The sequence below is a fragment of the Streptomyces sp. NPDC047706 genome (assembly GCF_043204795.1).
GTDB lineage: Bacteria > Actinomycetota > Actinomycetes > Streptomycetales > Streptomycetaceae > Streptomyces.
This window is the reverse complement of the sequence record NZ_JBIDCW010000008.1, coordinates 247,600-272,816: the sequence shown is the minus strand read 5'-3', so window position 1 is coordinate 272,816 and position 25,217 is coordinate 247,600. Positions and strand designations below refer to the sequence as shown.

Here is a 25,217-nt window from a genome sequence, read left to right as displayed (position 1 = left end):
GGTGAGGGTGCTGAGGCTGCGGTTGTACGGCGTCGTCTTCGTCGCCGTGCTCACACTGCTGCTGTCCCTGTCCGTCGCCGTCTACCAGCAGGCGTTCACGCCCGTCGTGCGGATCACACTGGAGGCCGACCGCCTGGGCAACCAGCTCGACCGGCGGGCCGACGTCAAGCTGCGCGGGCTGCTGGTCGGCGAGGTGCGCGGGGTGCGCGCGGACGGCACGAAGGCCACCCTGGACATCGCGCTCAAGCCGGAGCACGTCGCGTACATCCCCGCCGACGTGCACGCGCGGCTGCTGCCCAAGACGCTGTTCGGCGAGAAGTACGTAGACCTGGTGGTGCCCGCCGGCTCGTCCGCGCGGCCGATCCGCGCCGGGGACGTCATCACCCAGGACCGCACCCGCGTCGGCATCGAGCTCCAGCAGCTGATGAACGACCTGCTGCCGTTGCTGCGGACGGTGAAGCCCGGTGAACTCAACGCCACGCTCTCCGCGTTCGCCACGGCACTGGAGGGGCGCGGCGACCGGATCGGCGACAACCTCACGCGCGTGGAGGCCTATCTGCGCCGCCTCAACCCGCATCTGCCGTCCCTGAAGGAGGACATCGCGCGGTTCGCGGACGTCGCCGAGGTGTACGGCGACGCGGCGCCCGACCTGCTGCGGATCCTCCGCAACACCGTCACGACCAGCCGCACGCTGGTGGAGAAGGAGGAACAGTTGGCCGCAGCGCTCACCTCGACCACGACCGCCGCCCGCACGGCGGACGGATTCCTCGCCGCGACCGGCGACCGGCTGATCACGCTGGGCCGGGTCTCCCGGCCCACGCTGGAGCTGTTCGCCCGCTACTCGCCCGAGTACCCGTGCCTCCTCGACGGCCTGGTCCGGCAGGACGCGGCCTCCCAGGACGCGTTCCGGGGCGGGAGGATGCGGATCACCCTGGAGGTCGTACGGCACCGGCCGGCGTACGAGCCCGGCGAGGAGCCGCGCTACGGCGAACGGTCCGGCCCGAACTGCCGCGGCCTGCCCCACCCGGGCGTGCCCGCGCCGCACACCAAGCTGAACGACGGCACGTCCGGGGTGTCGGGGACGCGGGCCGAGCAGCGGGCCGTCGGTTCGCTCGTGGCTCCCGTGCTGGGCGTGCCCGCCGACGAGGTGCCGCCGGTGGCGACGCTGCTGTTCGGGCCGATGGCACGGGGGACGGCGGTGAGCGTCGCATGAGCACGCGTGCGCGCCGGACCGCGGCGCCGCTGATCAAGTTCAGCCTCTTCGCGCTGGTGACGATCCTGGCGACGGCCCTGCTCGCCGCCACCATCGTCAACGTCTCCTTCACCCCCGAGCACACCTACCGCGCGGTGTTCACCGACGTCACCGGCCTGGAGGAGGGCGACGACATCCGGGTGGCCGGGGTACGGGTCGGCGAGGTCGAGGGCATCCGCATCAAGGACCGGACACGGGCGGAGGTCACCTTCACCGTCACCGAGGACCGCCCGCTGCTCACCAGCACCGGGGCGGTGATCCGCTACCGCAACCTCGTCGGGCAGCGGTACGTGGCCCTGACCGAGGGCGCGGGCGACGGCACCCGGCTGCGGCCCGGCGGCACCATCCCGCCGGCGCGCACCCAGCCCGCGCTGGACCTCAACGCGCTGCTGAACGGCTTCAAGCCGCTGTTCGCCGCGCTCAGCCCCAAGGACGTCAACCAGCTCGCCACCGAGATCATCAAGACCCTCCAGGGCGAGGGCGGAACGGTCGACAGCCTGCTGGCGCACACGGCCTCGCTCACCACCACCCTCGCCGGCCGGGACCAGTTGATCGGCTCCGTCATCGACAACCTCAACACCGTGCTGGCGACGCTCGACCGGCGCGGCGCCCGCTTCTCCGGGCTGCTCAGGCAGCTGCGCCGGGTGATCTCGGGGCTGTCCGCCGACCGCAAGCCGATCGGGGAGTCGCTGGTGAGCATCGGCGACCTCACGGAGGCCACGTCGGGCCTGCTCGCGGACGCCCGTCCGCCGCTGAAGGACGACATCGCCGAGCTGACCGAGCTCACCGGAACGCTGAACAGGAACGAGAAGACCGTGGAGGGCGTCCTGAAGCGGCTGCCGAACAAGCTGAACGAGCTGACCGGGACGGCGTCCTACGGCTCGTGGTTCAACTTCTACCTCTGCGACTTCGACGGCCGGATCGTGCTGCCGAGGACACGCGAGGTGATCACGCCCGAGATGCACGTGGCGAGGGCGAGGTGCGCGGGATGACGATCCGGCTGCCGCGGCTGCGGATCCGGCCCTTCCGTGAGCGCAACCCCGTCACGATCGGCGCCGTCGGCCTCACCACCCTCGCGCTGCTCACCGTCGCCGCGTTCCACGCCGACTCCCTGCCGGTGATCGGCGACGGGGAGACGTACAGCGCCGCCTTCGCGGAGGCGGGCGGGCTCAAGCCCGGGGACGAGGTGCGGATCGCCGGGGTCAAGACCGGCAAGGTCCAGCAGGTCGACCTGGACGGCGACCACGTCAAGGTGACCTTCAAGATCAAGGGCGACCCGGAGTTCGGCACCGCGACCGGCGCCTCGATCCGGGTGAAGACGATCCTCGGCGCCAAGTACCTCGCCCTGCACCCCGAAGGTGCCGGACAGCTGGCGCCCGGCAGTGAGATCCCGCTGACGCGGACCGTCCCGGCGTACGACGTCGTGCAGGCGTTCAGCGATCTGACGACCACCACGGAGGAGGTCGACACCGAACGGCTGGCGACGGCCCTGGACACCATCTCCACCACCTTCGAGGACTCCCCCGCCGAGGTCCGGGCGTCCGTCGAGGGCCTGTCGAAGATCTCCCGGACCGTCGCCTCGCGCGACAAGGCGCTGCGTGAACTCCTCGACCACGCGAACGGCGTCACCGGCGTACTGGCCGAGCGTTCCTCGGACTTCACCGCCCTCGTGGAGGACGGCGACAAGCTGTTCAAGGAGATCAGCAAGCGGCGCGAGGCCATCCACAAGCTGCTGACGACCTCCGCCGCGCTCGGCGTCGAACTCTCCGGCCTGGTCGAGGACAACGACAAGGAGATCGGACCGGCGCTGAAGGGCCTGAACCAGGTGGTGAAGATGCTCGAACGCAACCAGTCGAGCCTGGACCGCAGCGTCAAACTCCTCGCGCCCTACGTCCGGGTCTTCACCAACACCCTGGGCAACGGCCGCTGGTTCGACTCCTACGTCCAGAACCTGGTCGCCGCCCCGGTGGTGCCGAGCACGGGAGGCGCACGATGAGACCCGCGTTGCGGAAACGACTGGCGCTGCTCGTCGTACTGGCCCTGGTCGCCGGACTCGCCCTCGTCCTGTGGCCGCGCCCCGGGAAGGTGCGGGTCACCGCCTACTTCGCGCGCACGGTCGGGATCTATCCCGGCTCCGACGTCCGGGTCCTCGGGGTCCGGATCGGCGAGGTGCGGGCCGTCACGCCGCAAGGCGGCCGGGTACGGGTGGAGCTGGAGTACGACGAGGCACGCCGGGTGCCGGCCGGCGCACAGGCCGCCATCATCAACTCCTCGGTGGTCAGTGACCGTTACGTGCAGCTGCTGCCGGTGTACCGCAAGGGCCCGGTCCTGCGGGACGGCGCCGTCATTCCCCGGTCGCGCACGGCCGTGCCGGTCGAGCTGGACCGGATCTTCGACAGTCTGCACACCACGGCGGAGGCGCTCGGCCCCGACGGCGCCAACAGGGACGGCTCCCTGTCCCGGCTGCTCGGGGTGAGCGCGGAGAACCTCGACGGCCAGGGCGAGAACATCCACCGGACGGTGAGGGACCTCTCCGAGGCCGTGACCACGCTGTCCGACGGACGCGGGGACCTGTTCGGCACCGTGCGCAACCTCCAGGTGTTCACGGCGGCGCTGGCGGCGGACGACAGGAGTGTGCGGTCGTTCAACACCAGCCTCGCCCAGGTGGCCGAGCAGCTCGCCGGGGAGCGCGACGACCTCGCGGCGGCCCTGCGCAACCTCGCCGCCGCGCTCGGTGACGTGTCCGCGTTCGTGAAGGAGAACAAGCGGTCACTGACGTCGAACGTGAAGGGCCTCAGCAAGGTGACCAAGGTCCTCGTCGCCCAGCGGGCGGCCCTGGAGGAGCTGCTGGAGGTCGCCCCCACGGGACTGTCGAACCTCCAGAACGCCTACAACGCCTCCTCCGGAACCCTCGACACCCGCAACAACCCGCAGCACCCGCAGGACCCGGCCGCACTGCTGTGCTCCGTGCTGAGGACCACCGGCGAGCGGGCCGACTGCGCGGAACTGGAGAAGCTGTTCGGCTCCCTGCCCGAGGTGCCGGCCGCGCCCGCCGTGCCGGGCACGGCCGACCGGACGCTGGGCGGCATCCTGGAGGGCGGCGCATGAGCGGGGCGCGCAGGTGTGCGTGGGTGGCGGTGGCCTCGCTGCTGCTGTCCGGCTGCGAGTTCAACGGCTGGTACGACGTCGAACTTCCCGGCGGGGCCGCCTCGGGCGACCGCGCGTACCGCGTCACCGTCGAGTTCCGCGACGTCCTCGACCTGGTCCCGCAGTCGGCCGTGAAGGTCGACGAGGTCACCGTGGGCTCCGTGGAGAAGGTGGAGCTGGACGGCTGGCACGCGCGCGTACGACTGCGGGTCGCCGACTCGGTGAAGCTGCCCGCCAACGCGGTCGCCGAGCTGAGGCAGACCAGCGTCCTGGGCGAGAAGTACGTCGCCCTGGCCGCCCCGCCCGGCACGGCGCCCGTGGGGCGGCTGCGCGACGGCGACCGTGTCCCGCTCGGCCGCAGCGGCCGCAACCCGGAGATCGAGGAGGTGCTGTCCGCCCTGTCCGCGCTCCTCAACGGCGGTGGAGTGGCCCAGCTCAAGACGATCACCGTGGAACTCAACAAGGCCCTGGAGGGACGGGAGAACCGGGTCAGGTCCCTGCTCAAGGAGCTGGACACCTTCCTGGGCGGCCTCGACGACCAGCGCCGGGACATCGTCCGCGCGATCGAGGCCGTCGACCGGCTCGCGGGGCGGCTGGGGAAGGAGAAACGGACGATCGCCACGGCCGTCGACACGATGCCGCCGGCACTCAAGGTACTCGCCGATCAGCGGCGCGACCTGACGAGGATGCTCACCGCCCTGTCGAGGCTCGGCACCACCGGCACCGAAGTGGTCAGGGCCTCGCGGGACGACACGGTCGCCAATCTGAAGCGGCTGCGCCCGATCCTGAAGCAGCTGAACAAGGCGGGCGCCGACCTGCCCAACGCCCTGGAACTGCTGACCACCTACCCCTTCCCGCGGAACGCGGTGGACGCGATCAAGGGCGACTACGTGAACCTGAGTGTCACGGCCGATCTCGATCTGGCGAGCCTGTACGGGAACCTGGCGGAGGAGCCGGGCGGCGGCGACGGGGGCGGCGCTCCCGACACTCCGGATCTTCCGGACCCGCCCGCTCTTCCTGACGTCCCGGAACTTCCCGACGTGCCCGGCCTGCCGGGCGTGCCGACGCCCGGCCCCGGACTGCCCGACGCGCCGCCCGCCCCCTCGCCTCCGCCCGCAGACCTGCTGTGCCCGCCGGTGTGCACGGCCGCTCACGGGACCGGCGCACAGGGCAGCGGCGCACAGGGCAGCGGCGCACCTGGCACCGGCGCTCGCGGCACCGGCCGGGGCCTGGCGCCGGGGATCGACCTCGCCCTCGCCGAACTGCTGCTGAAGGGGATACAGCCGTGATCACCCGTACGGTCAAGGCCCAGCTGGTCGCCTTCGCCGCCATCACCGCCGTCGGTGTGTCGTACGTCGGTGCCGAGTACACGGGCCTGGTGGACGGTGTCCTCGGCCGCGGCTACACCGTGCGGGCCGACTTCGCGGCGTCCGGGGGCATCTTCACCGGCGCCGAGGTCACCTATCGCGGGGTGCCGGTGGGCCGGGTCGGGGAGTTGCGGCTGACCGGCGGCGGCGGGGTCTCCGTCGCGCTGGACATCAAGGACGGGGCACCGCGCATCCCGGCGGACACGCTCGCCGTGGTGGCGAACCGTTCGGCGGTGGGCGAGCAGTACGTCGACCTCCAGCCGCGCGCGTCCGACGGGCCGTACCTGCTGGACGGCAGCACGATCCCGCGCGGCAGCACGCGTGTGCCGCTGCCCACGACGGACCTCGTGCTCGGCCTCGACCGGCTGGTGAACTCGGTCGGCAAGGACGATCTGCGGGTCACCGTCGACGAGTTGGGCAAGGCCTTCGCCGGTACCGGCCCGCACCTGGGCAGGCTGGTCGATTCGGGCAACGCGCTCGTCGAGTCGGCGTCCGGGTCGCTGCCCGAGACGATCGCGCTGATCGAGGACTCCCGGAAGGTGCTGAAGACGCAGGCCGACCAGGGCTCGTCGATCAAGTCCTTCGCGCGCGATCTGGCGCTGCTGACCGAGGAGTTGAAGTCCAGCGACGGTGACCTGCGCAAGCTCATCGGCAACGCGACGCCGGCGGCGGTGGAGATCAACTCGCTGCTGAAGTCGGTCGAGCCGCGGCTGTCGGTGCTGCTGGCCAACCTGATCAGCGGCGGACAGGTCACGCTCGCCCGGCTGCCCGGCGTGGAGCAGGCGCTGGTCACCTTCCCGGTGGTGGTCGCGGGCAGCCACACGGTCGTCCCCGGCGACGGCACCACCCACTTCGGCCTGGTCGTGAACGCCGACGACCCGCCGCCCTGCACCGAGGGGTACGGCGGCACCGCCCGGCGCGACCCGGCCGACACCAGCACACGCGAGGCGAACACCGGCGCGCGCTGCGCGGCCCCGCGCGGCAGCGCGACCTCGGTGCGCGGCGCGCAGAACGCCCCCGGCGCGGCGGCCGGCACCGGCGGCGCCGACCGGACGGCGTACGTGGCGCCGTACGACCCGGGGACCGGTGGTCTCACCGGCCCGGACGGAACGCCCGTCGAGATCGGCTCGACGGGCGGCCTGCAGACCGTATTCGGAAAGGAGTCGTGGCAATGGCTGCTCGTCGGACCGATGGCATGAGAGGGAGGGTGGTCCGGGCGGCCCGTGGCTTGTCCGCCCGAGCCGGACGCTCCGCAGCGATGTCGGTGGGGCTGGTCGTGGCGACCCTCCTGTGCACCGCGTCGGCGCTGTGGCTGAGCAGCCGGGTGTACGAGCAGCGGGAGGCGGAGCAGCGCCGCCAGGACATCCTCACGGCGGCCCGCCGGTCGGCGCTCAACTTCACCTCGCTCGACCACCGGCGCTACGACCGGGACAGCGCCAACGTGCTCAAGGGCGCGACCGGTGACTTCAAGAAGGAGTTCGCCGCGCAGACCGAGGAGCTGACCGAGCTCGTCGCGCGGAACAAGTCCGTGTCCGAGGGCCAGGTCCTGGACGCGGGCATCGTCCGCTCCGACGAGCGCTCGGCCCGCGTGCTGGTGGTCGCCGACAGCAAGGTGACCAACACCGCGGCGCCCCACGGCGAGGCACGGACGTACCGGCTGCAACTCGACCTGGTCCACGAGGGCGGCCGCTGGCTGACCTCCGCCGTCGAGTTCGTGGGCTGAACCGATCCCGCCCGATCCAGTGAGGAGGAAGACCGTGGCGAAACCCGGCACCCGAGGACGCGTCTCCGGTTCCCCGGCCCGGCGCACGATGACGGCGGCGGCCCGCGCCGCGGCCAAACGCGCGGAGCGGCACCCTGCTTCCGCCGCGGTGAGGGCACCGGTCGCCGGGCGCACCGTGGTCGTCGAGCCGCCGGACGGCTGGGACGACCCGCCGGAGCCGTCGCCGGAGGACTTCGCGCAGGACGGCCCGCGGGAGACGGCCGCACGGCGGTCCCGGCGGGGGCTGTGGGCCGCGGTCCTGTCCGTCCTGCTCCTGGTGGGCTCGGTCGCCGTCGTCGTACTGGGACAGCGGTACCGGGAGGGGGCCCGGGACGAGCGGGCACGCGTCGAGGCGCTGGCGGCCGCGCGGAAGGCGGCACCCGTCGTGCTGTCGTACGACCACCGCCACCTGGACCGGGACTTCGCCGCGGCGCGCGCCCATCTCACCGGGTCGTTCCGCGACGAGTACGGCAGGACCACGCGGACCGTGGTGGGGCCCACGGCGAAGAAGTACGACGGTGTGGTGCGGGCGACGGTGGCGCGGCCGGCCGGCGGCGGCTTGCCGGCCGCCTCCGTGGTGTCGGCCTCGGCGGACGAGGCCGTGGTCCTGCTCTTCGTCAACCAGGTCACCCGCAGTACCCAGGTCACCGGCTCCCGCGTGGACCTGAACCGGGTGCGGATGACGATGACCCGCACGTCCGGGGGCTGGAAGGTGAGCGCCGTCGACGCGCTGTGAACCTCCGCCTCCCCAGCGCCCCCGCGCCACGCGCGCCGGGGGCGCTTTTTTTGCGGGCCGGTCTTGACAGCGCTCACCCCCCACGGGCACTCTTCCGTTAAGCAGAAACCAACTTCCGCAATACGGAATAAGCGCACAGCAGGAAGGGAGCGCCGACCCCCGATGGGATTCGCAGACCAGCGCTTCAACGTCAACCTGTCGATCCTCTTCACGGAACTCCCGCTTCTGGAGCGCCCGGCCGCGGCCGCCGCGGCCGGCTTCACCGCGGTCGAGCTGTGGTGGCCCTGGGTCGACTCCCCCACCCCCGAGCGGTCCGGGCTCGACGCCCTGAAGCAGGCGATCGAGGAGGCGGGCGTCCAGCTCACCGGCCTGAACTTCTACGCCGGACAGCTGCCGGGCCCGGACCGCGGCGCCCTGTCCATCCCCGGCGAGGAGTCGGAGCGGTTCCGCGCGAACATCGGCGTGGCCGCCGACTTCGCCGCCTCCCTCGGCTGCACGGCGCTCAACGCGCTGTACGGCAACCGCGTCGAGGGCGTCGACCCGGCCGAGCAGGACGCGCTCGCGCTGGAGAACCTGGTCCTGGCGGCCCGCGCCGCCGACCGGATCGGCGCGATCCTGCTGATCGAGGCCCTCAACAAGCCCGAGTCGCCGCTGTACCCGCTGGTGTCGGCGCCGGCCGCGATCGGCATCGTCGACAAGGTCAACCAGGCCTCCGGCCTCGGCAACGCCCGGTTCCTGATGGACCTCTACCACCTGTCGATGAACGGCGAGGACCTGCCGCAGGTGATCGCCGCGTACGCCGAGAAGACCGGCCACGTGCAGATCGCCGACAACCCGGGCCGTGGCGCGCCGGGCACGGGAACGCTGCCGCTGGAGGAGCTCCTCGACCAGCTCCGCAAGGCCGGTTACGACGGCTGGGTCGGCCTGGAGTACAAGCCGGGCGACCGCCCGAGCACCGAGGCCTTCGACTGGCTGTCCCGCTGATCCCCTGTACTGAGAGGTACCCCCAACCATGAGCACCCTTCCCAAGATCGCCTGGATCGGCCTCGGCATCATGGGCTCCCCCATGTCGGAGAACCTGATCAAGGCGGGTTACGACGTCACCGGCTTCACGCTGGAGCAGGAGAAGCTGGACCGGCTGGCCGCCGCCGGCGGCACCGTCGCCGGCTCGATCGCCGAGGCCGTGCGGGACGCCGACGTGGTCATCACGATGGTGCCCGCGTCGCCGCAGGTCGAGGCCATCGCGTACGGCCCCGACGGCATTCTCGGGAACGCGAAGCCGGGCACCCTGCTGATCGACATGTCCTCGATCACCCCGCAGACCTCCGTCGACCTGGCCGCCGCCGCCCGCGACAAGGGCATCCGGGTGCTGGACGCGCCCGTCTCCGGCGGTGAGGCCGGCGCCATCGAGGCCGTGCTGTCCATCATGGTGGGCGGCGAGCAGGCCGACTTCGACCAGGCGAAGCCGATCTTCGACGCGCTGGGCAGGACGATCGTGCTGTGCGGTCCGCACGGCTCAGGCCAGACCGTGAAGGCCGCCAACCAGCTGATCGTCGCCGTGAACATCCAGGCGTGCGCGGAGGCCGTGGTCTTCCTGGAGAAGTCCGGCGTGGACCTCAAGGCCGCCCTCGACGTCCTCAACGGCGGGCTCGCGGGCTCGACCGTGCTGACCCGGAAGAGGGACAACTTCCTGAACCGGGACTTCAAGCCGGGCTTCCGGATCGACCTGCACCACAAGGACATGGGCATCGTCACCGACGCGGCCCGCAACGTCGGCGCGGCGCTGCCGGTCGGCGCCGTGGTCGCCCAGCTGGTGGCCTCCCTGCGCACGCAGGGCGACGGGGGTCTGGACCACTCGGCCCTGCTGCGGGCCGTGGAGCGCCTGTCCGGCGCCCAGGTCTGACCCTTTCGAGACCTCCGGGCGGCGCCGCCGCCGACACCTGTCCTGTCGCGCCCAGGCGGTGGTGCCGCCCGGAACCCCCCTCGACTTCAACAAACTGTTGACGTCGCGATCGCCCCGAACCTAGGCTCCACGAAGCAGATGCTCCACGAAGTGGAATTCTTTTTCCGCTGCCCCTCGTACGGAAGGTCACCATGTCGAAGCGCGTGCTCACCACCGAGTCCGGCGCCCCGGTCGCCGACAACCAGAACTCCGCCTCCGCCGGCGTCGGCGGCCCGCTCCTGCTCCAGGACCAGCACCTGCTGGAGAAGCTCGCGCGCTTCAACCGCGAGCGCATCCCGGAGCGCGTGGTGCACGCCCGCGGCTCGGGCGCGTACGGCTACTTCGAGGTGACCGACGACGTCACCGGCTTCACCCACGCCGACTTCCTGAGCGCCGTCGGCAAGCGCACCGAGACGTTCGTGCGCTTCTCGACCGTGGCGGACTCGCTGGGCGGCGCGGACGCGGTGCGCGACCCGCGCGGCTTCGCCGTGAAGTTCTACACCGAAGAGGGCAACTACGACCTCGTCGGGAACAACACGCCCGTCTTCTTCATCAAGGACCCGGTCAAGTTCCCCGACTTCATCCACTCACAGAAGCGGGACCCGTTCACCGGCCGCCAGGAGCCGGACAACGTCTGGGACTTCTGGGCGCACGCCCCCGAGGCCACGCACCAGGTGACCTGGCTGATGGGCGACCGCGGCATCCCGGCGTCGTACCGCCACATGAACGGCTACGGCTCGCACACCTACCAGTGGACCAACGCCGACGGCGAGGCCTTCTTCGTCAAGTACCACTTCAAGACGAACCAGGGCATCCGCTGCCTGAGCACCGAGCAGGCCGCCGAAATCGCGGGCAAGGACGGCAACTCGCACCAGACGGACCTGCTCCAGGCCATCGAGCGGGGCGTCAACCCGTCGTGGACCCTCTATGTCCAGGTCATGCCGGCCGCCGAGGCGGCGGACTACCGCTTCAACCCCTTCGACCTGACCAAGGTCTGGCCGCACAAGGACCACCCGCTGCAGCGCGTGGGCCGCCTGGTCCTGGACCGCAACCCGGACAACGTCTTCGCCGAGGTCGAGCAGGCCGCGTTCTCCCCGAACAACTTCGTGCCCGGCATCGGCCCCTCCCCAGACAAGATGCTCCAGGGCCGCCTGTTCGCCTACGCGGACGCGCACCGATACCGCCTGGGCGTCAACCACACGCTGCTCGCGGTCAACGCCCCGAAGGCGACCACCGCGCGGAACTACGGCCGCGACGGCTTCATGGCGAGCAACGCCCAGGGCCGGCACGCCAAGAACTACGAGCCGAACTCCTACGACGGCCCGGTCGAGACCGGCCGCCCCCTGTCGGCCCCGCTGGCGGTGTCCGGCCACACCGGCACCCACGCGGCACCCCTGCACACCAAGGACGACGACTTCCTCCAGGCGGGCGAGCTGTACCGCCTGATGTCCGCCGAGGAGAAGTCCCGGCTGGTCGCCAACATCGCCGGCAGCCTCGCGCAGGTCTCCCGCGACGACGTGATCGAGAAGAACCTGGCCCATTTCCACGCCGCCGACCCCGAGTACGGCAAGCGCGTCCAGGAGGCGGTCCGCGCCCTGCGCGAGGACTGAACCCAAGGGCTGCGTCCGGACCCCGACGGGAGGTCAGGACTCCGGACGCACAGCCCGCCAGGCCACCGGCGACCCGGATGAGGGGTGGTCGACCGGTGGCCGGGCGGGCAAGGCGAGGACCGCGGCGGCCCGCGAGCCAGTGCGGTGGTGAAGGTCCCGGAGCTCCTTCTTCGACCTGAGGGAAGGAACCGGTGCCGTCGCCGGCCGCCGCGGTCCCAGCCTCACAGACTCCGTCCGGCGGCGCGAACGTCCTGTCGCGCCCAGCCTCGCACCGCCGGACGGCCAGCACGCACCGGCCGAGCAGCGCCGGGTACGGACGGTCCCGTACCCGGCGCTCCCGCGTGTCAGGGCCCCTCCGCGCCGCGGCCGCGGGCACGAGGGTGCGAAACCTCTCCGGCCGCAGCACCCTGAAGGCATGGGACATCCACCGGAGCACCCGCACGTGGTGGTGCATCCGCCGGCCCTGGACGGCTCGCGGCGGGTCACCGAGGGCGACGAGACACTGGGCGTGGCCACGCACCTGGACGACGTCAGCGAGATCCTGCGGCTCGCCGACCTCTACGTCACCGACGTGGAGGACACCGACTTCATCGAGTGGCATGGCGGCGGTCCTGAGGACTGGCCCGGACTGTCGGAGCACCACGAGCAGCCCGGCGCGGGATGACCCCGCGTACGCCGGTGGGCGTACGCCGGGTACGGCTTCCTCACATCAACCTCTGAATCCGCGGCCCGCATGCTTCGGATGCGCCCCGGCGCGGGCACATACCCCTCACACACCGGGGCCCGCCGGCACGGGGGCGGCGGGCCCCGGGTGACGGGGACGGGTTGTGATGAGCGACGACGACGCCACAGGGCGGCCCACCCCTCGGGTGAGCCGCCCTCGACGAATCGTGTGCCGGGTCAGACCTTCAGTGTCCTGATCGACGTCGGCGCGTGGCCGGGCTCCGTCGCGAGCTCCTCGAACTCCACGACGTTGCTGATGTCGTTGGTGCCGGACATGGAGATGTTGGTGATGCGCTCCAGGATCGCCTCGACGACGACCGGCACCCGGTACTCGGCGGCGAGCTTCTTGGCCTGCTCGAAGGCCGCGCCCAGCTCGCTGGGGTCGGTCACCCGGATGGCCTTGCAGCCGAGGCCTTCGGCGACCTTGACGTGGTCGACGCCGTAGACGCCGAGTTCGGGCGAGTTGAGGTTCTCGAACTCCAGGTTGACCTGGAAGTCGATCTCGAACGCCCGCTGCGCCTGCCGGATCAGGCCCAGGTAGGAGTTGTTCACCAGGACGTGGACGTACGGGATGCGGTGCTGTGCGCCGACCGCCAGTTCCTCGATCATGAACTGGAAGTCGTAGTCGCCGGAGAGCGCGACCACGGACGCCTCGGGGTCGGCCTTGGCGACGCCCAGCGCGGCCGGGACGGTCCAGCCGAGGGGGCCCGCCTGGCCGCAGTTGATCCAGTGGCGCGGGCGGTAGACGTGCAGCATCTGGGCGCCGGCGATCTGGGACAGGCCGATGGTGGTGACGTACCGCGTCTGAGGACCGAAGGCCTTGTTCATCTCCTCGTAGACGCGCTGCGGCTTGATCGGGATGTTGTCGAAGTGGGTACGCCGCTGGAGGGTCGCCTTCTTCTCCTGCGCGGCGGCGGCCCAGTCGGTGCGGTCGGGCAGCTTGCCGGCCGCCTTCAGCTCCCGGGCCACGTCGGTGAACAGCTCCAGCGCGGCCTTGGCGTCGGAGGCGATGCCGTAGTCCGGGGCGAAGATCCTGCCGATCTGGGTCGGCTCGACGTCGACGTGCACGAACTTGCGGCCCGCGGTGTAGACGTCGATCTTGCCGGTGTGGCGGTTGGCCCAGCGGTTGCCGATGCCGAGGACGAAGTCGGACTCCAGGAAGGTCGCGTTGCCGTAGCGGTGCGACGTCTGCAGGCCGACCATGCCGGCGTTCAGCTCGTGGTCGTCGGGGATGGTGCCCCAGCCCATCAGGGTCGGCACGACCGGAGTGCCCGTCAGCTCGGCGAACTCGACGAGCAGTTCGGCTGCGTCGGCGTTGATGATGCCGCCGCCGGCCACGATCAGCGGGCGCTCGGAGGCGTTCAGCAGCCCGATCGCCTTCTCGATCTGGGCCCGGGTGGCGGCCGGCTTGTAGACCGGCAGGGGCTCGTACGTCTCCGGGTCGAACTCGATCTCGGTGAGCTGGACGTCGATCGGCAGGTCGATCAGGACCGGGCCCGGACGGCCGGAGCGCATGAGGTGGAACGCCTGCTGGAAGACACCGGGAACCTGCGCGGCCTCCAGCACGGTGACCGCCATCTTGGTCACCGGCTTGGCGATGGAGGCGATGTCGACGGCCTGGAAGTCCTCCTTGTGGATCACCGCGGTCGGCGCCTGGCCGGTGATGCACAGGATCGGGATGGAGTCGCCCGTCGCGGAGTACAGGCCGGTGATCATGTCGGTGCCGGCCGGTCCGGAGGTGCCGATGCACACGCCGATGTTGCCGGGGTGGGTGCGGGTGTAGCCCTCCGCCATGTGCGAGGCGCCCTCGACGTGGCGGGCGAGGGTGTGGCTGATGCCGCCGGACGCCTTGAGTGCCGCGTAGAACGGGTTGATCGCCGCGCCCGGCACACCGAAGGCGTCCGAGACGCCCTCGCGCTTGAGGATCTCGACTGCCGCGCGGGCAGCGGTCATACGAGCCATTGAGTACTCCTGCTTCGGCTGTCGGATGCGTACTCCCGTCGCGCCCCGCCGGTGAGCACTTCCGTATAGCGGAAAGTAACTTCTACGATCTGGAAGCAATGTAAGGGTCGGTGCCAAATGCCGTCAAGGCACGGACAGGCAGGGGGAGCGAGGAGCACGATGTGGCCATGCCCGAGAGCCTGCCGGTGCGCTGCCCGGCCTGCCGGCGCGAGCACCTCTACACCGCGCCGTCCTACCCCTGCGCCTGCGGTGCCCCCGCCGGCCCACCGCTGGACCCGCACGCCGCGCCGCAGGCCGTGACCCACCGCAGCTGGGACGAGGAGTGGGTCGACGTACCCTGCGCGCCCTGCGGCCGGCGCAACCAGTGGCCCCGCCCGGAGCTGGGCTGCCCCTGCGGAACGGTGCTGCGCCTGCCCGTGGCCGGTCCCCGGCCACCGGTCGCCCTGCGCACCGCCCGCGACGCGGTCACGGCCGCCGCCCTCTACCTGCATCGCCTCGGCCACCGCGACCTGCGCCGCGCCGACCAGCGGCCACCGTCCGGGATCGGGCTCTCGGCCCGCGGCCTGCTCGCCCAGGTCGATCCGTCCGGGCACCCGGCCACGGTGCGGGACGTGGAGTGCCTGTGGCTGACGGCGATGTCGGAGTCCGTACGCTGCGTGTACTTCTCGCTGGCCGGATACGTCCCCGAAGCCCGCGTCCGCGCCGACACCCTCGGCGTCCCGCTGTTCGCCGTCGACGACCCCACCGGCACCCCGCGCCCGGTGAACCAGCCCGCCGACACCCTGCACGCCATCCTGGACTGAGACGGCGGGGGCGCGGGCCCCCGGAGCAGCCGTCAGAGGCTGTGGCCACCCGGCGGCGCGACGGCCGGGCCGCCGGCCTCTCCGAGGGCGGCGGTCTCCAGCGCGCTCCGGCCGCTCCCGACGTCGGCCAGGACGACTCCGGTGCCGCGCCCGGCGCTTCGATCGCGGCGCGATCTCCTGGCGAAGGCCGCCGCGCGGGCCGCGTCAGCGGATGTCCCCGGGGTGGGTGCCGCATGACGAGGGTGGACCTGCGATGCCGGTCGCGGACACCGCCGCGCCCAGGCATGGGCGGCCTTCGGTACGGGCAGACCATTCACCTGACGGTCGTCTGAATTTGCCCATGCACCCCTGTTGTTATTTCCCTCACCATCTCGGCGCTCCGGATTTCAAGGAGTTCTTGCCTAGAATTTGGCCCGAACACGACACGCGGAGGGAGCGGTGACCGTGCGACGGGACTTCAAGGAGCCTGCCAGAAGCCGCCCCGACCTGGTCATCGGCCAGGAGGAACTGTTCACGGCGGCGCGTGCGCAGCTCGGCCGCGGCGGCAGCGTGCTGCTCCACGGGCCCGCCGGAATAGGAAAGTCCACCGTGCTGCGGGCATTGGCCGCGACTAACGCCGAGGCAGCACGGACCGTGTTGCGCTGCTCGGCGACGGAGTCCGAATCGCATCTGCCCTTCCTGGCCCTGGCCGACCTGCTCGGCCTGGTGCTGGACGAGGTCTCGGGCAAGCTGCCCGCCGCGCAAGCCACGGCGCTGGAGTCGGCGCTCACCGGCCGCGGGGAGTCCACCCTCCAGCGCGACGGCCTCGCGCTGCGCCTCGCCGTGCTGTCCGCGCTGCGGGCGCTCGCCGCCGAAGGGCCGGTCCTGGTCGTCGCGGACGACGTGCAGTGGCTGGACCCGGCCAGCTCGGAGCTGCTGGGCTTCGCCGCCCGCCGCCTCGGCGACAGCCCCGTCACGATGCTGTGCGCGGTACGGACCGAGGGCCAGGAGTACGACCGCCATCTGCGCACCTCTCCCCCGGACACCCTCGCCGTCCGGCTCGGCCCGCTCTCCCGCGCCCAGGTCTCCGCGCTGCTCGACCACCGCGGCTACAGCGGTCTGCCGCGTTCCACGGTCCGGGACATCCACCGCACCAGCGGCGGCAATCCGCTCTTCGCCCTGGAGCTGGGCCGCGCCCTCGCCGAGAACCCGACCCCGCCGCGCCCGGGCGAGCCGCTGCCGGTGCCGACCTCCCTGCGGGCGCTCGTCCTCAGCCGGCTGGAGATGCTCTCCGCGGACGCCCGCCACACCCTTCTCGTGGCCAGTGCGGGCGCCCGGCCCACGCTGTCCCTGCTGCACGCGGCGGGCCGGGAGAACGCCGAGGCCGAGACCGCCCGCGCGGCCGAACTCGGGCTGCTGGCCACGGAGCCGGAGGGACCCGCCGTACGCTTCGCGCATCCGCTGGTCTCGGCGGCGCTGTACGCCGAGGCGCCCGCGCACCAGCGGCGGGCCGCGCACGCGGCGCTCTCCACGGCGGCCTCCGATCCGATAGAGCGGGCCCGGCATCTGGCACTGTCGACGACCGGAACCGATCCGGAGGTGGCGGCGCGGCTCGCCGGTGCCGCCATGCTGGCCCGGGACCGCGGCGCGCCCTCGGTGGCCGCCTCGCTCGGGCTGCTCGCGGCGCGCCACGCGCCGGCGGACAGCGTACCGGGGCCGGACGAGCGCCGGTTGCAGGCCGCCGAGGACGCGATCACCGCCGGCGAGGTGGACCTCGCCCGGGACATCGCGCGCGAGGTGCTCACCCGGGTCACGTCCGCGGCCGAGCGGGTGCGGGCCTGGATGGTGGTGATCGAGGCGGCCGGACAGGCCCTCGGGGAGGTGGACGCCGTCTTCCCGCAGGCGCTCGCCGACGCGGGCGACGACCCGCGGCTGCTGGCCCTGGTCCACTACCAGCTGGCCTGGCGGGCGCTGGTCGTCGAGGGCGACTTCGCCGAGGGCCGCGAGGAGGCCGCGCACGCCGCGGACCTGGCGGCCCGGGCCGGGGACCGGCGCACCGAACTGCTGGCGCTCGCCTTCCAGGCGCAGGCCGAGACCCTGATGGGTCACCCGGACGCGCCGGCGACCATCAAGCGTGCGCTGAAGGAGCCGCAGGACGCGCAGGTGGCGTGTCACCACAACGGGGCGGGCTCCACCCGGTTCCGCTGGCTGCTGATGAGCGACCAGCTGCCCCAGGCCCGCACCACGGTCACGGCACTGCTGCGCGAGGTGCGGCGGCGCGGCATGGTCGAGAGCGAGGTGCACTTCCTGCGGCTGCTGGCCGAGACCGAACTGCGCTCCGGGCACTGCGGACGCGCGCTCGATCTGGCGCGGGAGAGCCTGCGGCTGGCCCGGGACTCCGGCATGGGCGAGGTGGCGTCGGCGATGCTCACCTCGCTCGCCGAGGCCTCCGGCGGCAGCGCGGACCAGGCGCTGGCACTGGCGCAGGAGGCGGTGCAGCACGCCGAGGAGGACGGCGACCAGATCTATGTCTCCCGCGCGCTGGCCGCCCTCGGATACGTCCAGCTGGTCGCCGGGGACGCGCCGGGCACCGTCCGGTCGCTGCGCCGGGTGCGCGAGCTGGAGCACGGGCTCGGCGTCACCGACCCGGCGCGCGGGCGCTGGCACGGGGACCTCGCGGAGGCGCTCGTGCGGATCGGGGAGCTCACGGAGGCGCAGGACGTCATCGACGTGACACGCGAGCAGGCGCTGCGGCTCGGGCGGGAGAGCGTGCTGGCGGTGCTCGACCGGGCGGAGGCGCTGGTGCGAGCCGCGCGCGGCGAACACGAGGCGGCGATCGGCCAGTTGACGTCGGTGCAGGACCGGCTGAGCAAGCTGGGCTACGGGCTCGAAGAGGCGCGTGCCGCTTTCGAGCTGGCGCTGCTGCGGGCCGGCCGGGGGCCGGGTCCGACGGCTTACGACGAGGCGGCCCGGCTGTTCCGCCGGTGCCGGGCGCTGCCCTGGCTGCGACAGGTCGACGCGGCGGTGGCGGCGGGTGCTTCGCCGGACCGGCGGCCGGCACCGGCTCCGGCGCCGGCCGCGCTGGAGGGGCTCGCCTCGATGGAGCGTCAGGTGGCGGCGCTGGTGATGGAGGGCGCGACCAACCGGGAGATAGCCGGGCGGCTGTTCATCAGCGTCAAGACGGTCGAGGCGACGCTCACCCGGGTCTACCGGAAGCTGGGGATCCGTTCCCGGGTCGACATCGTCCGGCTGGCTGCGGGGCGGCACGTCAGGTAGCCGTACGCGACGTCCGCACCGGGCGGGGAACACCGAACCGAGGGTTTTCCCTGCCCCAACTCCCCTAGGGGGTTCCCTCATTGGGGTGGGTGGGCATCCGGCCGTAGTTTATCCACGTGCCGCTCGCCGGGCACAGGGGGGTCGGTCCCGAGCCCCTCGTGCTCCACCCCCCACCCGTGCGACCCCCCACCGGCAACCCCCTTGAGGAGACTCATGTCCGGGCTCACCCGTGCGAGAAGGGCCGCCGCCCTCGTCGCGGCGGTCGCTGCTGCCGCCGCCACCGCGCTCGTCGCCTCGCCCGCCGCCGTCGCCGCTCCGCAGCCCATTGTCGGCGGTACGACCACCACCACGACCGCGTACCCGTTCATGATGCAGATCACGGACGCCTCGCAGGACCAGTTCTGCGGCGGCACACTGGTCTCGCCGACGAAGGTCGTGACCGCCGCCCACTGCGTGGTCGGCGAGAGCACCGGCAGTGTCCGCGTGGTCGGCGGCCGTACCTACCTCGACGGCACCAACGGCACGGTGAGCCGGGTCAGCAAGATCTGGATCCACCCCAGCTACTCGGACGTCACCAACGGCGACGACGTGGCCGTCCTGACGCTGTCGACGTCCATGCCGTACACCGCGGCGAAGTACGTCTCCTCCTCGCAGACCTCGGTGTACGCGGCCGGCACCACGGCCCGCGTCCTCGGCTGGGGCACCACCTCCCAGAGCGGCAGCTCCTCCGACCAGCTGCGGACGGCGACCGTCCCGACCGTGTCCGACTCCCGCTGCCGCGGCTCCTACGGCTCCGACTTCGTGGCGGGCGACATGGTGTGCGCCGGATACACCTCCGGCGGCATGGACACCTGCCAGGGCGACAGCGGCGGTCCGCTGCTCATCGGGGGCGTCCTCGCGGGGATCACCTCCTGGGGCGAGGGCTGCGCGCAGGCCGGATACCCGGGCGTCTACACCCGGCTGACGACCTTCTCCAGCCTGGTGAGCGCGCAGGTCAACTCGTAACACCTCACGATCTCCTGAGTATCCCTCAGGTAGTCAAGCCAGGGGGGGGGGGGGGGGGGGGGCGGGCCGCGCCCCCCCCCCACACCCCCCCCCCCCCCCCCCGCCCCGCCCCCCCCCCCCCCCCCCCCCCCCCCCCCCCCCCCCCCCCCCCCCCCCCCCCCCCCCCCCTCTCCACGCGCCGGACCGGACTACGGCAGGACGGTTCCGCAGCGGATGTCGTACGACGCCCCCTGGTGCAGCACCTGGAGCACGCGCCGGCCCTCCTCGGTCACCTCGTCGCGCTGGGCCCGGGTGAGGCCGCCGAACGGCTCGACGACCAGGGCGCCGTCGAGCAGCCGCCAGACGCCGGCCAGGAAGCCGTCGACCAGGAGCGGGCAGTGGAAGGTGTTCACCTGCCAGGTGCGGCCGTGCTGCGCGGGCGGCACCACGCGGGTGCGGTCGGCGTGCGACAGCAGCAGATTGTCGAACTCGGGCAGGAAGCGGGGCGGGGGTGTCAGGGTCGGGGCGGGGGGCGTCCGGGAGGTCGAAGAGCTCGGTGCCGCGCTCGTCCCGGAAGGTGACCGCCGCGGGCGGAGCCCGTCGAACACCGGGCGCATCCGGGTCAGGCCTGACCGGGTCTGCATGTCCTTCACGCAGGCGGGACCGAAGGCGCCGAGGTAGCGCAGCACGGCGCTCTCGGCGGTGGCGGCCGGCTCGGCGGGTCGGCCCAGCCAGTGCTCGGCGGTGGTGAGGGAGACCTGGGCGCTCCTGCCCCATACTCCGCGCGGGGTGACCTGGACCAGCGGGAGCGTGCAGCGGGCGGCGACGGCGAGGGCCTGCGGATCGGCGTCCGGCCACTCGGCACCCAGGGCCTCGCGCAACTGCCGCATGGTGCGCGGCCCGGCCTCGACCAGTTCACGGGCGAGGCAGGCGAGCCGCTCCAGGTCGACGCCGGCGAGGCCGGTGCGGAAGATCCGGAGCTCGCGGTCGCGGGCGGGCCGCACCAGCGGCCGCAGGGTGAGGGAGTCGTCGGCGGTGTGCAGAGGGCATCAGCTTCTGGCCCACGACGTGGTAGGTCAGGATCTTCGTCAGCTGGTCCTTGTCGGCGAGGACCTTGTCCAGGTCGGCCTTCGGGATCTTGGCGAACGCGTCGTCGGTGGGCGCGAACACCGTGATGTTCCCGGACTCGGTGAGCAGGCCTGCCAGCCGGACACCGATCCAGCGGGCGTTGCCGACGTACGGGCCGCCGACCTGGTTGGACACACAGGTCAGGGGGATGTCCCGCTCGATCAGCTCACGCCGCAGCAGGTCGTCGAAGGTCAGGGTCCTCTCATCGGTGACTCCCTCGCCGTGGATGCGCAGACGCCAGGCGGCGGTGTCCACCCGGCAGAACTGCCTGCTCGGGGTGAAGAAGGGGCCGACGCCGTCCACCCCGGCCCGCACACCGCGCGGCACGGCGGGAGCGGGTGAGCCGGGTGCCGGAAGGACGACGTACCTGCGTGCGGCGACCGCCTGCCGACCGGTGGAAGCGTTGAGCGTGCGGCCCACGAGCCCCGCCCCCACCGAGGCGGCGGCAGCGGCGGCCGCCGCGATCACGAAGCCGCGCCGGTCCCACCCCTCGTCCGCCTGCGGCCTGTCCGGTACGGGGACGGGGGGAGGGCAGCCGGCCTGCCAGGGCGTGCGGGAGCGCGGCGCGCACGACGGCGCCCAGCAAGGAGGGCAGGGTGTCGGTCGGACCGCCGAAGTCGGGCCGGCCGGCCGCCGCGGCCGCTCCGACGGCCCCGAAGGCCAGCACCCCGATCGCGCCGGCCCTGCGGTGGCGGACGGCGAGCAGCCCGAGAGCGAGGGCGAAGACCGTCAGTACGACCAGGATGCCGCTCTTCAGCACCGGCTTGTCGTCGGTGCCGAAGCTGCGGATCGCCCAGTCCTTCACGGCTGCCGGCGTGCCGTCGACGGCGGCGCCGCCGACGGCAACCACCGGGCTTGCCTGCGACCGCACCCCCGCCGCCGCGAGTTCGGCGACGGCGAGCGCGGCGAGCGCGGCGAGATACGCCAGCACACCGCTGAACGCGCCCAGTCCCGGCCGCTGCCGACGCCCCGGATCACGGGGCTCCTTCGCTTCGTCGCTCACGTGGAGAATCCGCTCCGCGACGCCGGGCGGACTGGTCCTTGACCCCATCGAGTCGACTTTCTCCCGCGGACCCGTCCGTACCGCGCGTGGCTACGGATCAAGGGAGCCCGGACGGTCCGCGGCGGGGCCTCGCCGTCCGCGGACCGGAGCCGCGGCTATGTCTCCTGGCGGCGCACCATCTCCGCGATCCAGACGGGCGCGAACGGAGAGGTGCAGTTCGGGGGTGTCGGGTAGTCCTTGAGCACTGCCAGGCGCTCGCCGATGTCGATCGCGCGGGCGCGGTACCCGGCGTGCTGGATCCCGATCTGCGCCAGACAGTGGTTCATCGCCCACTGCAGACGATCCGGGGCGACCTTCATCTCCGCCTCGATGACGTCGAGCAGCCCGTCGAGGTCCAGGCCCTCGGGCTTCTTCGCCACCCGCTCGGTGGTCAGCGCCCAGCCGGCACTCGCGACCACCGGATCCGGGTCCGTGAACCAGGCGCGGCGCAGTTCCTCGGAGTGCGGGCTCTTCTTCACCACGTAGTTCACGAGCCAGTCGTGCACCTTGGGGGCGCGGGTCTCGCGCACCATGGTGTCCAGTTCGTCCCGTTCGAACGCCCTCGGACGGCAGATCAGGATCGCCAGGAGCCTCGCCGCCGTGTCGTCCGTCCGCCAGAGCTCGCGCGCGAGATCCTGCTGCGTCCTGAGCTGCTTCGCGAGCGCGCGCAACCTGCCGAGGTGCACGCCGTGGTCGTCGCCGTGCTTCTCGTTCACCGCGCGCATCTTCGGGTCCTCGAGCGCGGCCAGCTCTGCCATGACCTGCGCCACCGTCGTCCCGGCCACTTCCGCCTCCTGTCCTTCGGGCACGGAGGCCAGCCTACGGCTGACGGTGACGCCGGAGGGTGAGTGAGGCCCGGATGCCCCAGCCACGCTCGGCCGCGGGCCGGGCTGCGTCCGGCGCTCGACGGCGTTACGGGATCTCCTGTTCCGCCCAGATGATCTTCCCGCCGTGGGTGTGGCGGGCGCCCCAGCGGTGGGCGAGCTGGGCCACCAGGAACAGGCCCCGGCCGCCCTCGTCCGTGCTGCGGGCGTGCCGCAGGCGCGGTGCGGTACTGCTGGCGTCGGCGACCTCGCAGGTGAGCCGGGAGTCGCGGAGCAGGCGCAGGTGGATGGGCGGCTCGGCGTAGCGGACCGCGTTGGTGACCAGTTCGCTCACGATCAGCTCCGTGGTCATGGCAAGCTCCGTGAGGCCCCAGTCCTCGACCTGGAGGGTCGCCCTGGCCCGGGCGTCGGCGACCGCCGCGGGGTCCGCCGGTACGTCCCAGGAGACGACGTCTTCGGCGCCCAGGGCGTGGGTGCGCGTCAGGAGCAGCGCGATGTCGTCGGGCTGGGGCACGGGTATGAGCCGTTGCACCACGGAAGCGCACAGCGCCGCGAGGTCGGGGGCCGGGTCCCGGCAGGTGTGCGCGGCACGACGACCCGCAAGGCTTGCGCCCGCCTCGCCGCCGTCCGAGCCCGCCACCCCCGCACCCGCCCCGCCCCCGGCGGGCCCCGCGCCCTCCGCGTCCGGGTCGGTGGGATGCCGGGCCAGGACCTCGCCGAGCCGGGACATGCCGAGTTCCATGTCGCGGTCGGCTCCCGAGACGAGGCCGTCGGTGAAGAGCCCGAGGAGACTGTTCTCGGCGAGTTCGATCTCGGTGGACTCGAAGCCCAGGCCGCCCAGCCCGAGCGGTGGCCCTGCCGGGGGCTCGGGGAAGGAGACCTGGCCGCCGGGCGCGACGACGACCGGGGGCGGATGCCCGGCGCGGGCCATCGTGCACCGCCTGCTCACCGGGTCGTAGACGGCGTACAGACAGGTCGCCCCGAGGAAGGCGGTCGTGCTCTCGTCGGTCTTCTCCTCGCTCAGCCGCAGCACCAGGTCGTCGAGGTGGGCCAGCAGGTCGGCCGGCGGCAGATCCATGTCGGCGAGGGTCTGCACGGCGGTGCGCAGCCGGCCCATCGCCGCCGCGGCGGTGATGCCGTGCCCGACGACGTCGCCGACGACGAGGCCGACGCGGGCCCCGGACAGCGGGATCACGTCGAACCAGTCGCCCCCGACCCCGCCGCTCGGGTCGGCCGGCAGATAGTAGGAGGCCACCTCCAGCGCCGTACCGCCCATCAGGGCCTGCGGCAGCAGGCTGCGTTGCAGGGTGATCGCCGCCGTGTGCTCCCGGGTGTAGCGGCGGGCGTTGTCGACGCACAGCGCCGCCCGCGCGACCACTTCCCGGGCCAGCAGCACGTCGTCGGGCTGGAACGGGGTGGGATTGAGCGAGCGCAGGAACGTGGTGAGGCCCAGGGCCGTGTTGCGCGCCCGCATCGGCACGGAGATCAGGGAGTGCAGCCCGAAGTGACGGATGGACTCCACGCGCGCGGGCTGCTCGGCGACCCAGAGGGCGTCGGAGGGGTCGAGCACCGGGATGAGGATCGGCTCGCCGTCGATGAGGAGGTTCACGTCGTGCGGTGGCGGGAGGAAGTCCACCCGGTCCCCGACCCGCGCCACGGCCTCGGGGCAGCCCGGGCGCACCGAGGCCATGCCGGCGCGGCGCATCACCGGCCTGGCGGACGCCGGGCCCGCGTCGGTCAGCCACGCTCCGTGCCCCTCGGTGCTGAGGACGGGTTCCAGGAGGTCGACGACGACGAAGTCCGCGAAGCGGGGGACGGCGAAGTCGGCGAGTTCCTGCGCCGTACGCATCACGTCCAGGGTCCGGCCGATGCTGGTGCCGGCGTCGTTGACGAGCGACAGCAACTGCCGGGCGTTCCACCGCTCGGTGACGTCCAGGACCATGTAGCAGACGCCGATGACGAGGTCGTCGTCGTCCGTCAGCGGGAAGAAGGACGTCGAGTAGGCGTGCTGGCGGTGCGGGTCTGCCCAGCTCCAGCCGACGTACTCGTAGTCGGTGACGGGGACACCGGTGAGCAGCACCTTGCGCATCAGGCCTTCGAGGGTCTCCGCCTGGAGCCCGGGCAGCAGCTCGCTCAGCCGGCGGCCGAGCCGCTGCTCCCGGGGGACGCCGCCGAAGCGTTCCAGGGTGTCGTTCATCCAGACGTAGCGCAGGTCCAGGTCCATCACCGCCATGCCGACCGGCGAGCGGGTCAGGAAGCCGTCGACCACGCTCTGCCCGACGGTCCAGCGCTGGCGCTGTTCCCGCGCCGACACCAGGAAGCACTCCCGCGAGCCGATCCGGAAGCAGGCGGAGACCCGCAGGTCGGCGTCGATCCGGTGGCCGTCGCGGTGCCGCAGCGGGACGTGGCCGCTCCACCCCATTCCGGCGCGGCAGCGTTCGGCGACGCCGCTCACGCGGACCGGATCCACGGGCCCCGCCGGCAGCCGGGCGGCGGAGAAGCCGACGACGTCCCGTGCGGGGAGCCCGAGGAGTTGCTCCGCCGCGCGCGTCCAGCCGATCACCTCGCCGGTACCGCAGACCACCGCCGCCGCGTCCGTGGAAGCGTCGAGGAGGTCGCGCGTGCCGGGGGGCGGCGGCGGTTCGGAACCGTGTCGCGCAGAGTCCATGGGTCCCCATCC

The 25,217-nt window shown here is 72.6% G+C and carries 20 protein-coding genes and 1 pseudogene; 15 read left to right on the top strand and 6 right to left on the bottom strand.

The window, feature by feature from the left end; genetic code table 11:
- Position 1 precedes the first annotated feature (1 nt).
- The 12 genes from ACGF8A_RS12780 (at position 2) to ACGF8A_RS12725 (ending at position 12,480) form a co-directional block, all read left to right on the top strand.
- Positions 2-1,213: an MCE family protein gene (locus ACGF8A_RS12780; protein ID WP_393107183.1), complete on the top strand. Its 1,212-nt coding sequence runs from the start codon at positions 2-4 to the stop codon at positions 1,211-1,213.
- The gene (locus ACGF8A_RS12775; protein WP_393107182.1) at positions 1,210-2,244 is read left to right on the top strand and encodes an MCE family protein; all 1,035 of its coding nucleotides are present in this window, start codon (positions 1,210-1,212) and stop codon (positions 2,242-2,244) included. The genes ACGF8A_RS12780 and ACGF8A_RS12775 overlap by 4 nt, the downstream gene beginning before the upstream one ends.
- Positions 2,241-3,248: an MCE family protein gene (locus ACGF8A_RS12770; protein ID WP_393107181.1), complete on the top strand. Its 1,008-nt coding sequence runs from the start codon at positions 2,241-2,243 to the stop codon at positions 3,246-3,248. The genes ACGF8A_RS12775 and ACGF8A_RS12770 overlap by 4 nt, the downstream gene beginning before the upstream one ends.
- Positions 3,245-4,360: an MCE family protein gene (locus ACGF8A_RS12765; protein WP_393107179.1), complete on the top strand. Its 1,116-nt coding sequence runs from the start codon at positions 3,245-3,247 to the stop codon at positions 4,358-4,360. Before ACGF8A_RS12770 ends, ACGF8A_RS12765 begins: the two co-directional genes overlap by 4 nt.
- Positions 4,357-5,688, top strand: a complete 1,332-nt coding sequence (locus ACGF8A_RS12760; protein WP_393107177.1) for an MCE family protein — start codon at positions 4,357-4,359, stop codon at positions 5,686-5,688. The genes ACGF8A_RS12765 and ACGF8A_RS12760 overlap by 4 nt, the downstream gene beginning before the upstream one ends.
- Positions 5,685-6,965 (top strand): MCE family protein, encoded by a 1,281-nt coding sequence (locus ACGF8A_RS12755; protein ID WP_393107175.1) that lies wholly within the window; start codon positions 5,685-5,687, stop codon positions 6,963-6,965. Before ACGF8A_RS12760 ends, ACGF8A_RS12755 begins: the two co-directional genes overlap by 4 nt.
- Positions 6,966-7,024: 59 nt before the next feature.
- Positions 7,025-7,489, top strand: coding sequence for a hypothetical protein (locus tag ACGF8A_RS12750; RefSeq protein ID WP_393107173.1), 465 nt, complete (start codon positions 7,025-7,027; stop codon positions 7,487-7,489).
- A gap of 34 nt (positions 7,490-7,523) precedes the next feature.
- Positions 7,524-8,264: a hypothetical protein gene (locus ACGF8A_RS12745; RefSeq protein WP_393107171.1), complete on the top strand. Its 741-nt coding sequence runs from the start codon at positions 7,524-7,526 to the stop codon at positions 8,262-8,264.
- A 162-nt stretch (positions 8,265-8,426) separates the two neighbouring features.
- Positions 8,427-9,248, top strand: a complete 822-nt coding sequence (locus ACGF8A_RS12740; RefSeq protein WP_393107169.1) for a TIM barrel protein — start codon at positions 8,427-8,429, stop codon at positions 9,246-9,248.
- Between the two features lie 28 nt (positions 9,249-9,276).
- On the top strand, positions 9,277-10,167 hold the full coding sequence (locus ACGF8A_RS12735; protein WP_393107167.1) for a 2-hydroxy-3-oxopropionate reductase: 891 nt from the start codon (positions 9,277-9,279) through the stop codon (positions 10,165-10,167).
- Between the two features lie 191 nt (positions 10,168-10,358).
- Positions 10,359-11,816 (top strand): catalase, encoded by a 1,458-nt coding sequence (locus ACGF8A_RS12730; RefSeq protein ID WP_393107164.1) that lies wholly within the window; start codon positions 10,359-10,361, stop codon positions 11,814-11,816.
- 415 nt (positions 11,817-12,231) lie between these two features.
- Positions 12,232-12,480 (top strand): hypothetical protein, encoded by a 249-nt coding sequence (locus tag ACGF8A_RS12725; RefSeq protein WP_393107162.1) that lies wholly within the window; start codon positions 12,232-12,234, stop codon positions 12,478-12,480.
- A gap of 236 nt (positions 12,481-12,716) precedes the next feature.
- Here ACGF8A_RS12725 and gcl read toward each other — a convergent pair whose 3' ends face one another.
- Positions 12,717-14,501: a glyoxylate carboligase gene (gene gcl, locus ACGF8A_RS12720; protein WP_393107160.1), complete on the bottom strand. Its 1,785-nt coding sequence runs from the start codon at positions 14,499-14,501 to the stop codon at positions 12,717-12,719.
- A gap of 167 nt (positions 14,502-14,668) precedes the next feature.
- On the opposite strand from gcl, the gene ACGF8A_RS12715 reads away from it, so the two are divergent.
- From ACGF8A_RS12715 to ACGF8A_RS12705, 3 genes are all read left to right on the top strand, one after another.
- Positions 14,669-15,304 (top strand): hypothetical protein, encoded by a 636-nt coding sequence (locus ACGF8A_RS12715; RefSeq protein WP_393107158.1) that lies wholly within the window; start codon positions 14,669-14,671, stop codon positions 15,302-15,304.
- A gap of 438 nt (positions 15,305-15,742) precedes the next feature.
- Positions 15,743-18,559 (top strand): AAA family ATPase, encoded by a 2,817-nt coding sequence (locus ACGF8A_RS12710; RefSeq protein WP_393107156.1) that lies wholly within the window; start codon positions 15,743-15,745, stop codon positions 18,557-18,559.
- A gap of 213 nt (positions 18,560-18,772) precedes the next feature.
- Complete coding sequence (locus ACGF8A_RS12705) at positions 18,773-19,564, top strand: S1 family peptidase (protein WP_393107154.1); 792 nt, start codon at positions 18,773-18,775, stop codon at positions 19,562-19,564.
- A gap of 188 nt (positions 19,565-19,752) precedes the next feature.
- Here the strand turns inward: ACGF8A_RS12705 and ACGF8A_RS12700 are convergent, their stop codons facing one another.
- The 5 genes and pseudogenes from ACGF8A_RS12700 to ACGF8A_RS12680 form a co-directional block, all read right to left on the bottom strand.
- The gene (locus ACGF8A_RS12700; RefSeq protein WP_393107152.1) at positions 19,753-20,547 is read right to left on the bottom strand and encodes a DNA glycosylase AlkZ-like family protein; all 795 of its coding nucleotides are present in this window, start codon (positions 20,545-20,547) and stop codon (positions 19,753-19,755) included.
- On the bottom strand, positions 20,459-20,713 hold the full coding sequence (locus tag ACGF8A_RS12695; protein WP_393107228.1) for a fasciclin domain-containing protein: 255 nt from the start codon (positions 20,711-20,713) through the stop codon (positions 20,459-20,461). The genes ACGF8A_RS12700 and ACGF8A_RS12695 overlap by 89 nt, the downstream gene beginning before the upstream one ends.
- A gap of 9 nt (positions 20,714-20,722) precedes the next feature.
- Positions 20,723-21,722 (bottom strand): annotated as a pseudogene (locus tag ACGF8A_RS12690) (molybdopterin-dependent oxidoreductase); the annotation flags it as partial.
- A 107-nt stretch (positions 21,723-21,829) separates the two neighbouring features.
- Positions 21,830-22,471 (bottom strand): DNA alkylation repair protein, encoded by a 642-nt coding sequence (locus ACGF8A_RS12685; protein ID WP_393107226.1) that lies wholly within the window; start codon positions 22,469-22,471, stop codon positions 21,830-21,832.
- Positions 22,472-22,625: 154 nt separating this feature from the next.
- On the bottom strand, positions 22,626-25,205 hold the full coding sequence (locus ACGF8A_RS12680) for a SpoIIE family protein phosphatase (protein ID WP_393107150.1): 2,580 nt from the start codon (positions 25,203-25,205) through the stop codon (positions 22,626-22,628).
- Positions 25,206-25,217: the final 12 nt, after the last annotated feature.

Coding starts and splice junctions, on each gene's coding strand:
- ACGF8A_RS12705 (WP_393107154.1), top strand. CDS start 18,773: ATGTCCGGGCTCACCCGTGCGAGAAGGGCCGCCGCCCTCGTCGCGGCG.
- ACGF8A_RS12685 (WP_393107226.1), bottom strand. CDS start 22,471: ATGGCAGAGCTGGCCGCGCTCGAGGACCCGAAGATGCGCGCGGTGAAC.
- ACGF8A_RS12725 (WP_393107162.1), top strand. CDS start 12,232: ATGGGACATCCACCGGAGCACCCGCACGTGGTGGTGCATCCGCCGGCC.
- ACGF8A_RS12765 (WP_393107179.1), top strand. CDS start 3,245: ATGAGACCCGCGTTGCGGAAACGACTGGCGCTGCTCGTCGTACTGGCC.
- ACGF8A_RS12750 (WP_393107173.1), top strand. CDS start 7,025: ATGTCGGTGGGGCTGGTCGTGGCGACCCTCCTGTGCACCGCGTCGGCG.
- gcl (WP_393107160.1), bottom strand. CDS start 14,501: ATGGCTCGTATGACCGCTGCCCGCGCGGCAGTCGAGATCCTCAAGCGC.
- ACGF8A_RS12775 (WP_393107182.1), top strand. CDS start 1,210: ATGAGCACGCGTGCGCGCCGGACCGCGGCGCCGCTGATCAAGTTCAGC.
- ACGF8A_RS12715 (WP_393107158.1), top strand. CDS start 14,669: ATGCCCGAGAGCCTGCCGGTGCGCTGCCCGGCCTGCCGGCGCGAGCAC.
- ACGF8A_RS12730 (WP_393107164.1), top strand. CDS start 10,359: ATGTCGAAGCGCGTGCTCACCACCGAGTCCGGCGCCCCGGTCGCCGAC.
- ACGF8A_RS12680 (WP_393107150.1), bottom strand. CDS start 25,205: ATGGACTCTGCGCGACACGGTTCCGAACCGCCGCCGCCCCCCGGCACG.
- ACGF8A_RS12735 (WP_393107167.1), top strand. CDS start 9,277: ATGAGCACCCTTCCCAAGATCGCCTGGATCGGCCTCGGCATCATGGGC.
- ACGF8A_RS12740 (WP_393107169.1), top strand. CDS start 8,427: ATGGGATTCGCAGACCAGCGCTTCAACGTCAACCTGTCGATCCTCTTC.
- ACGF8A_RS12760 (WP_393107177.1), top strand. CDS start 4,357: ATGAGCGGGGCGCGCAGGTGTGCGTGGGTGGCGGTGGCCTCGCTGCTG.
- ACGF8A_RS12770 (WP_393107181.1), top strand. CDS start 2,241: ATGACGATCCGGCTGCCGCGGCTGCGGATCCGGCCCTTCCGTGAGCGC.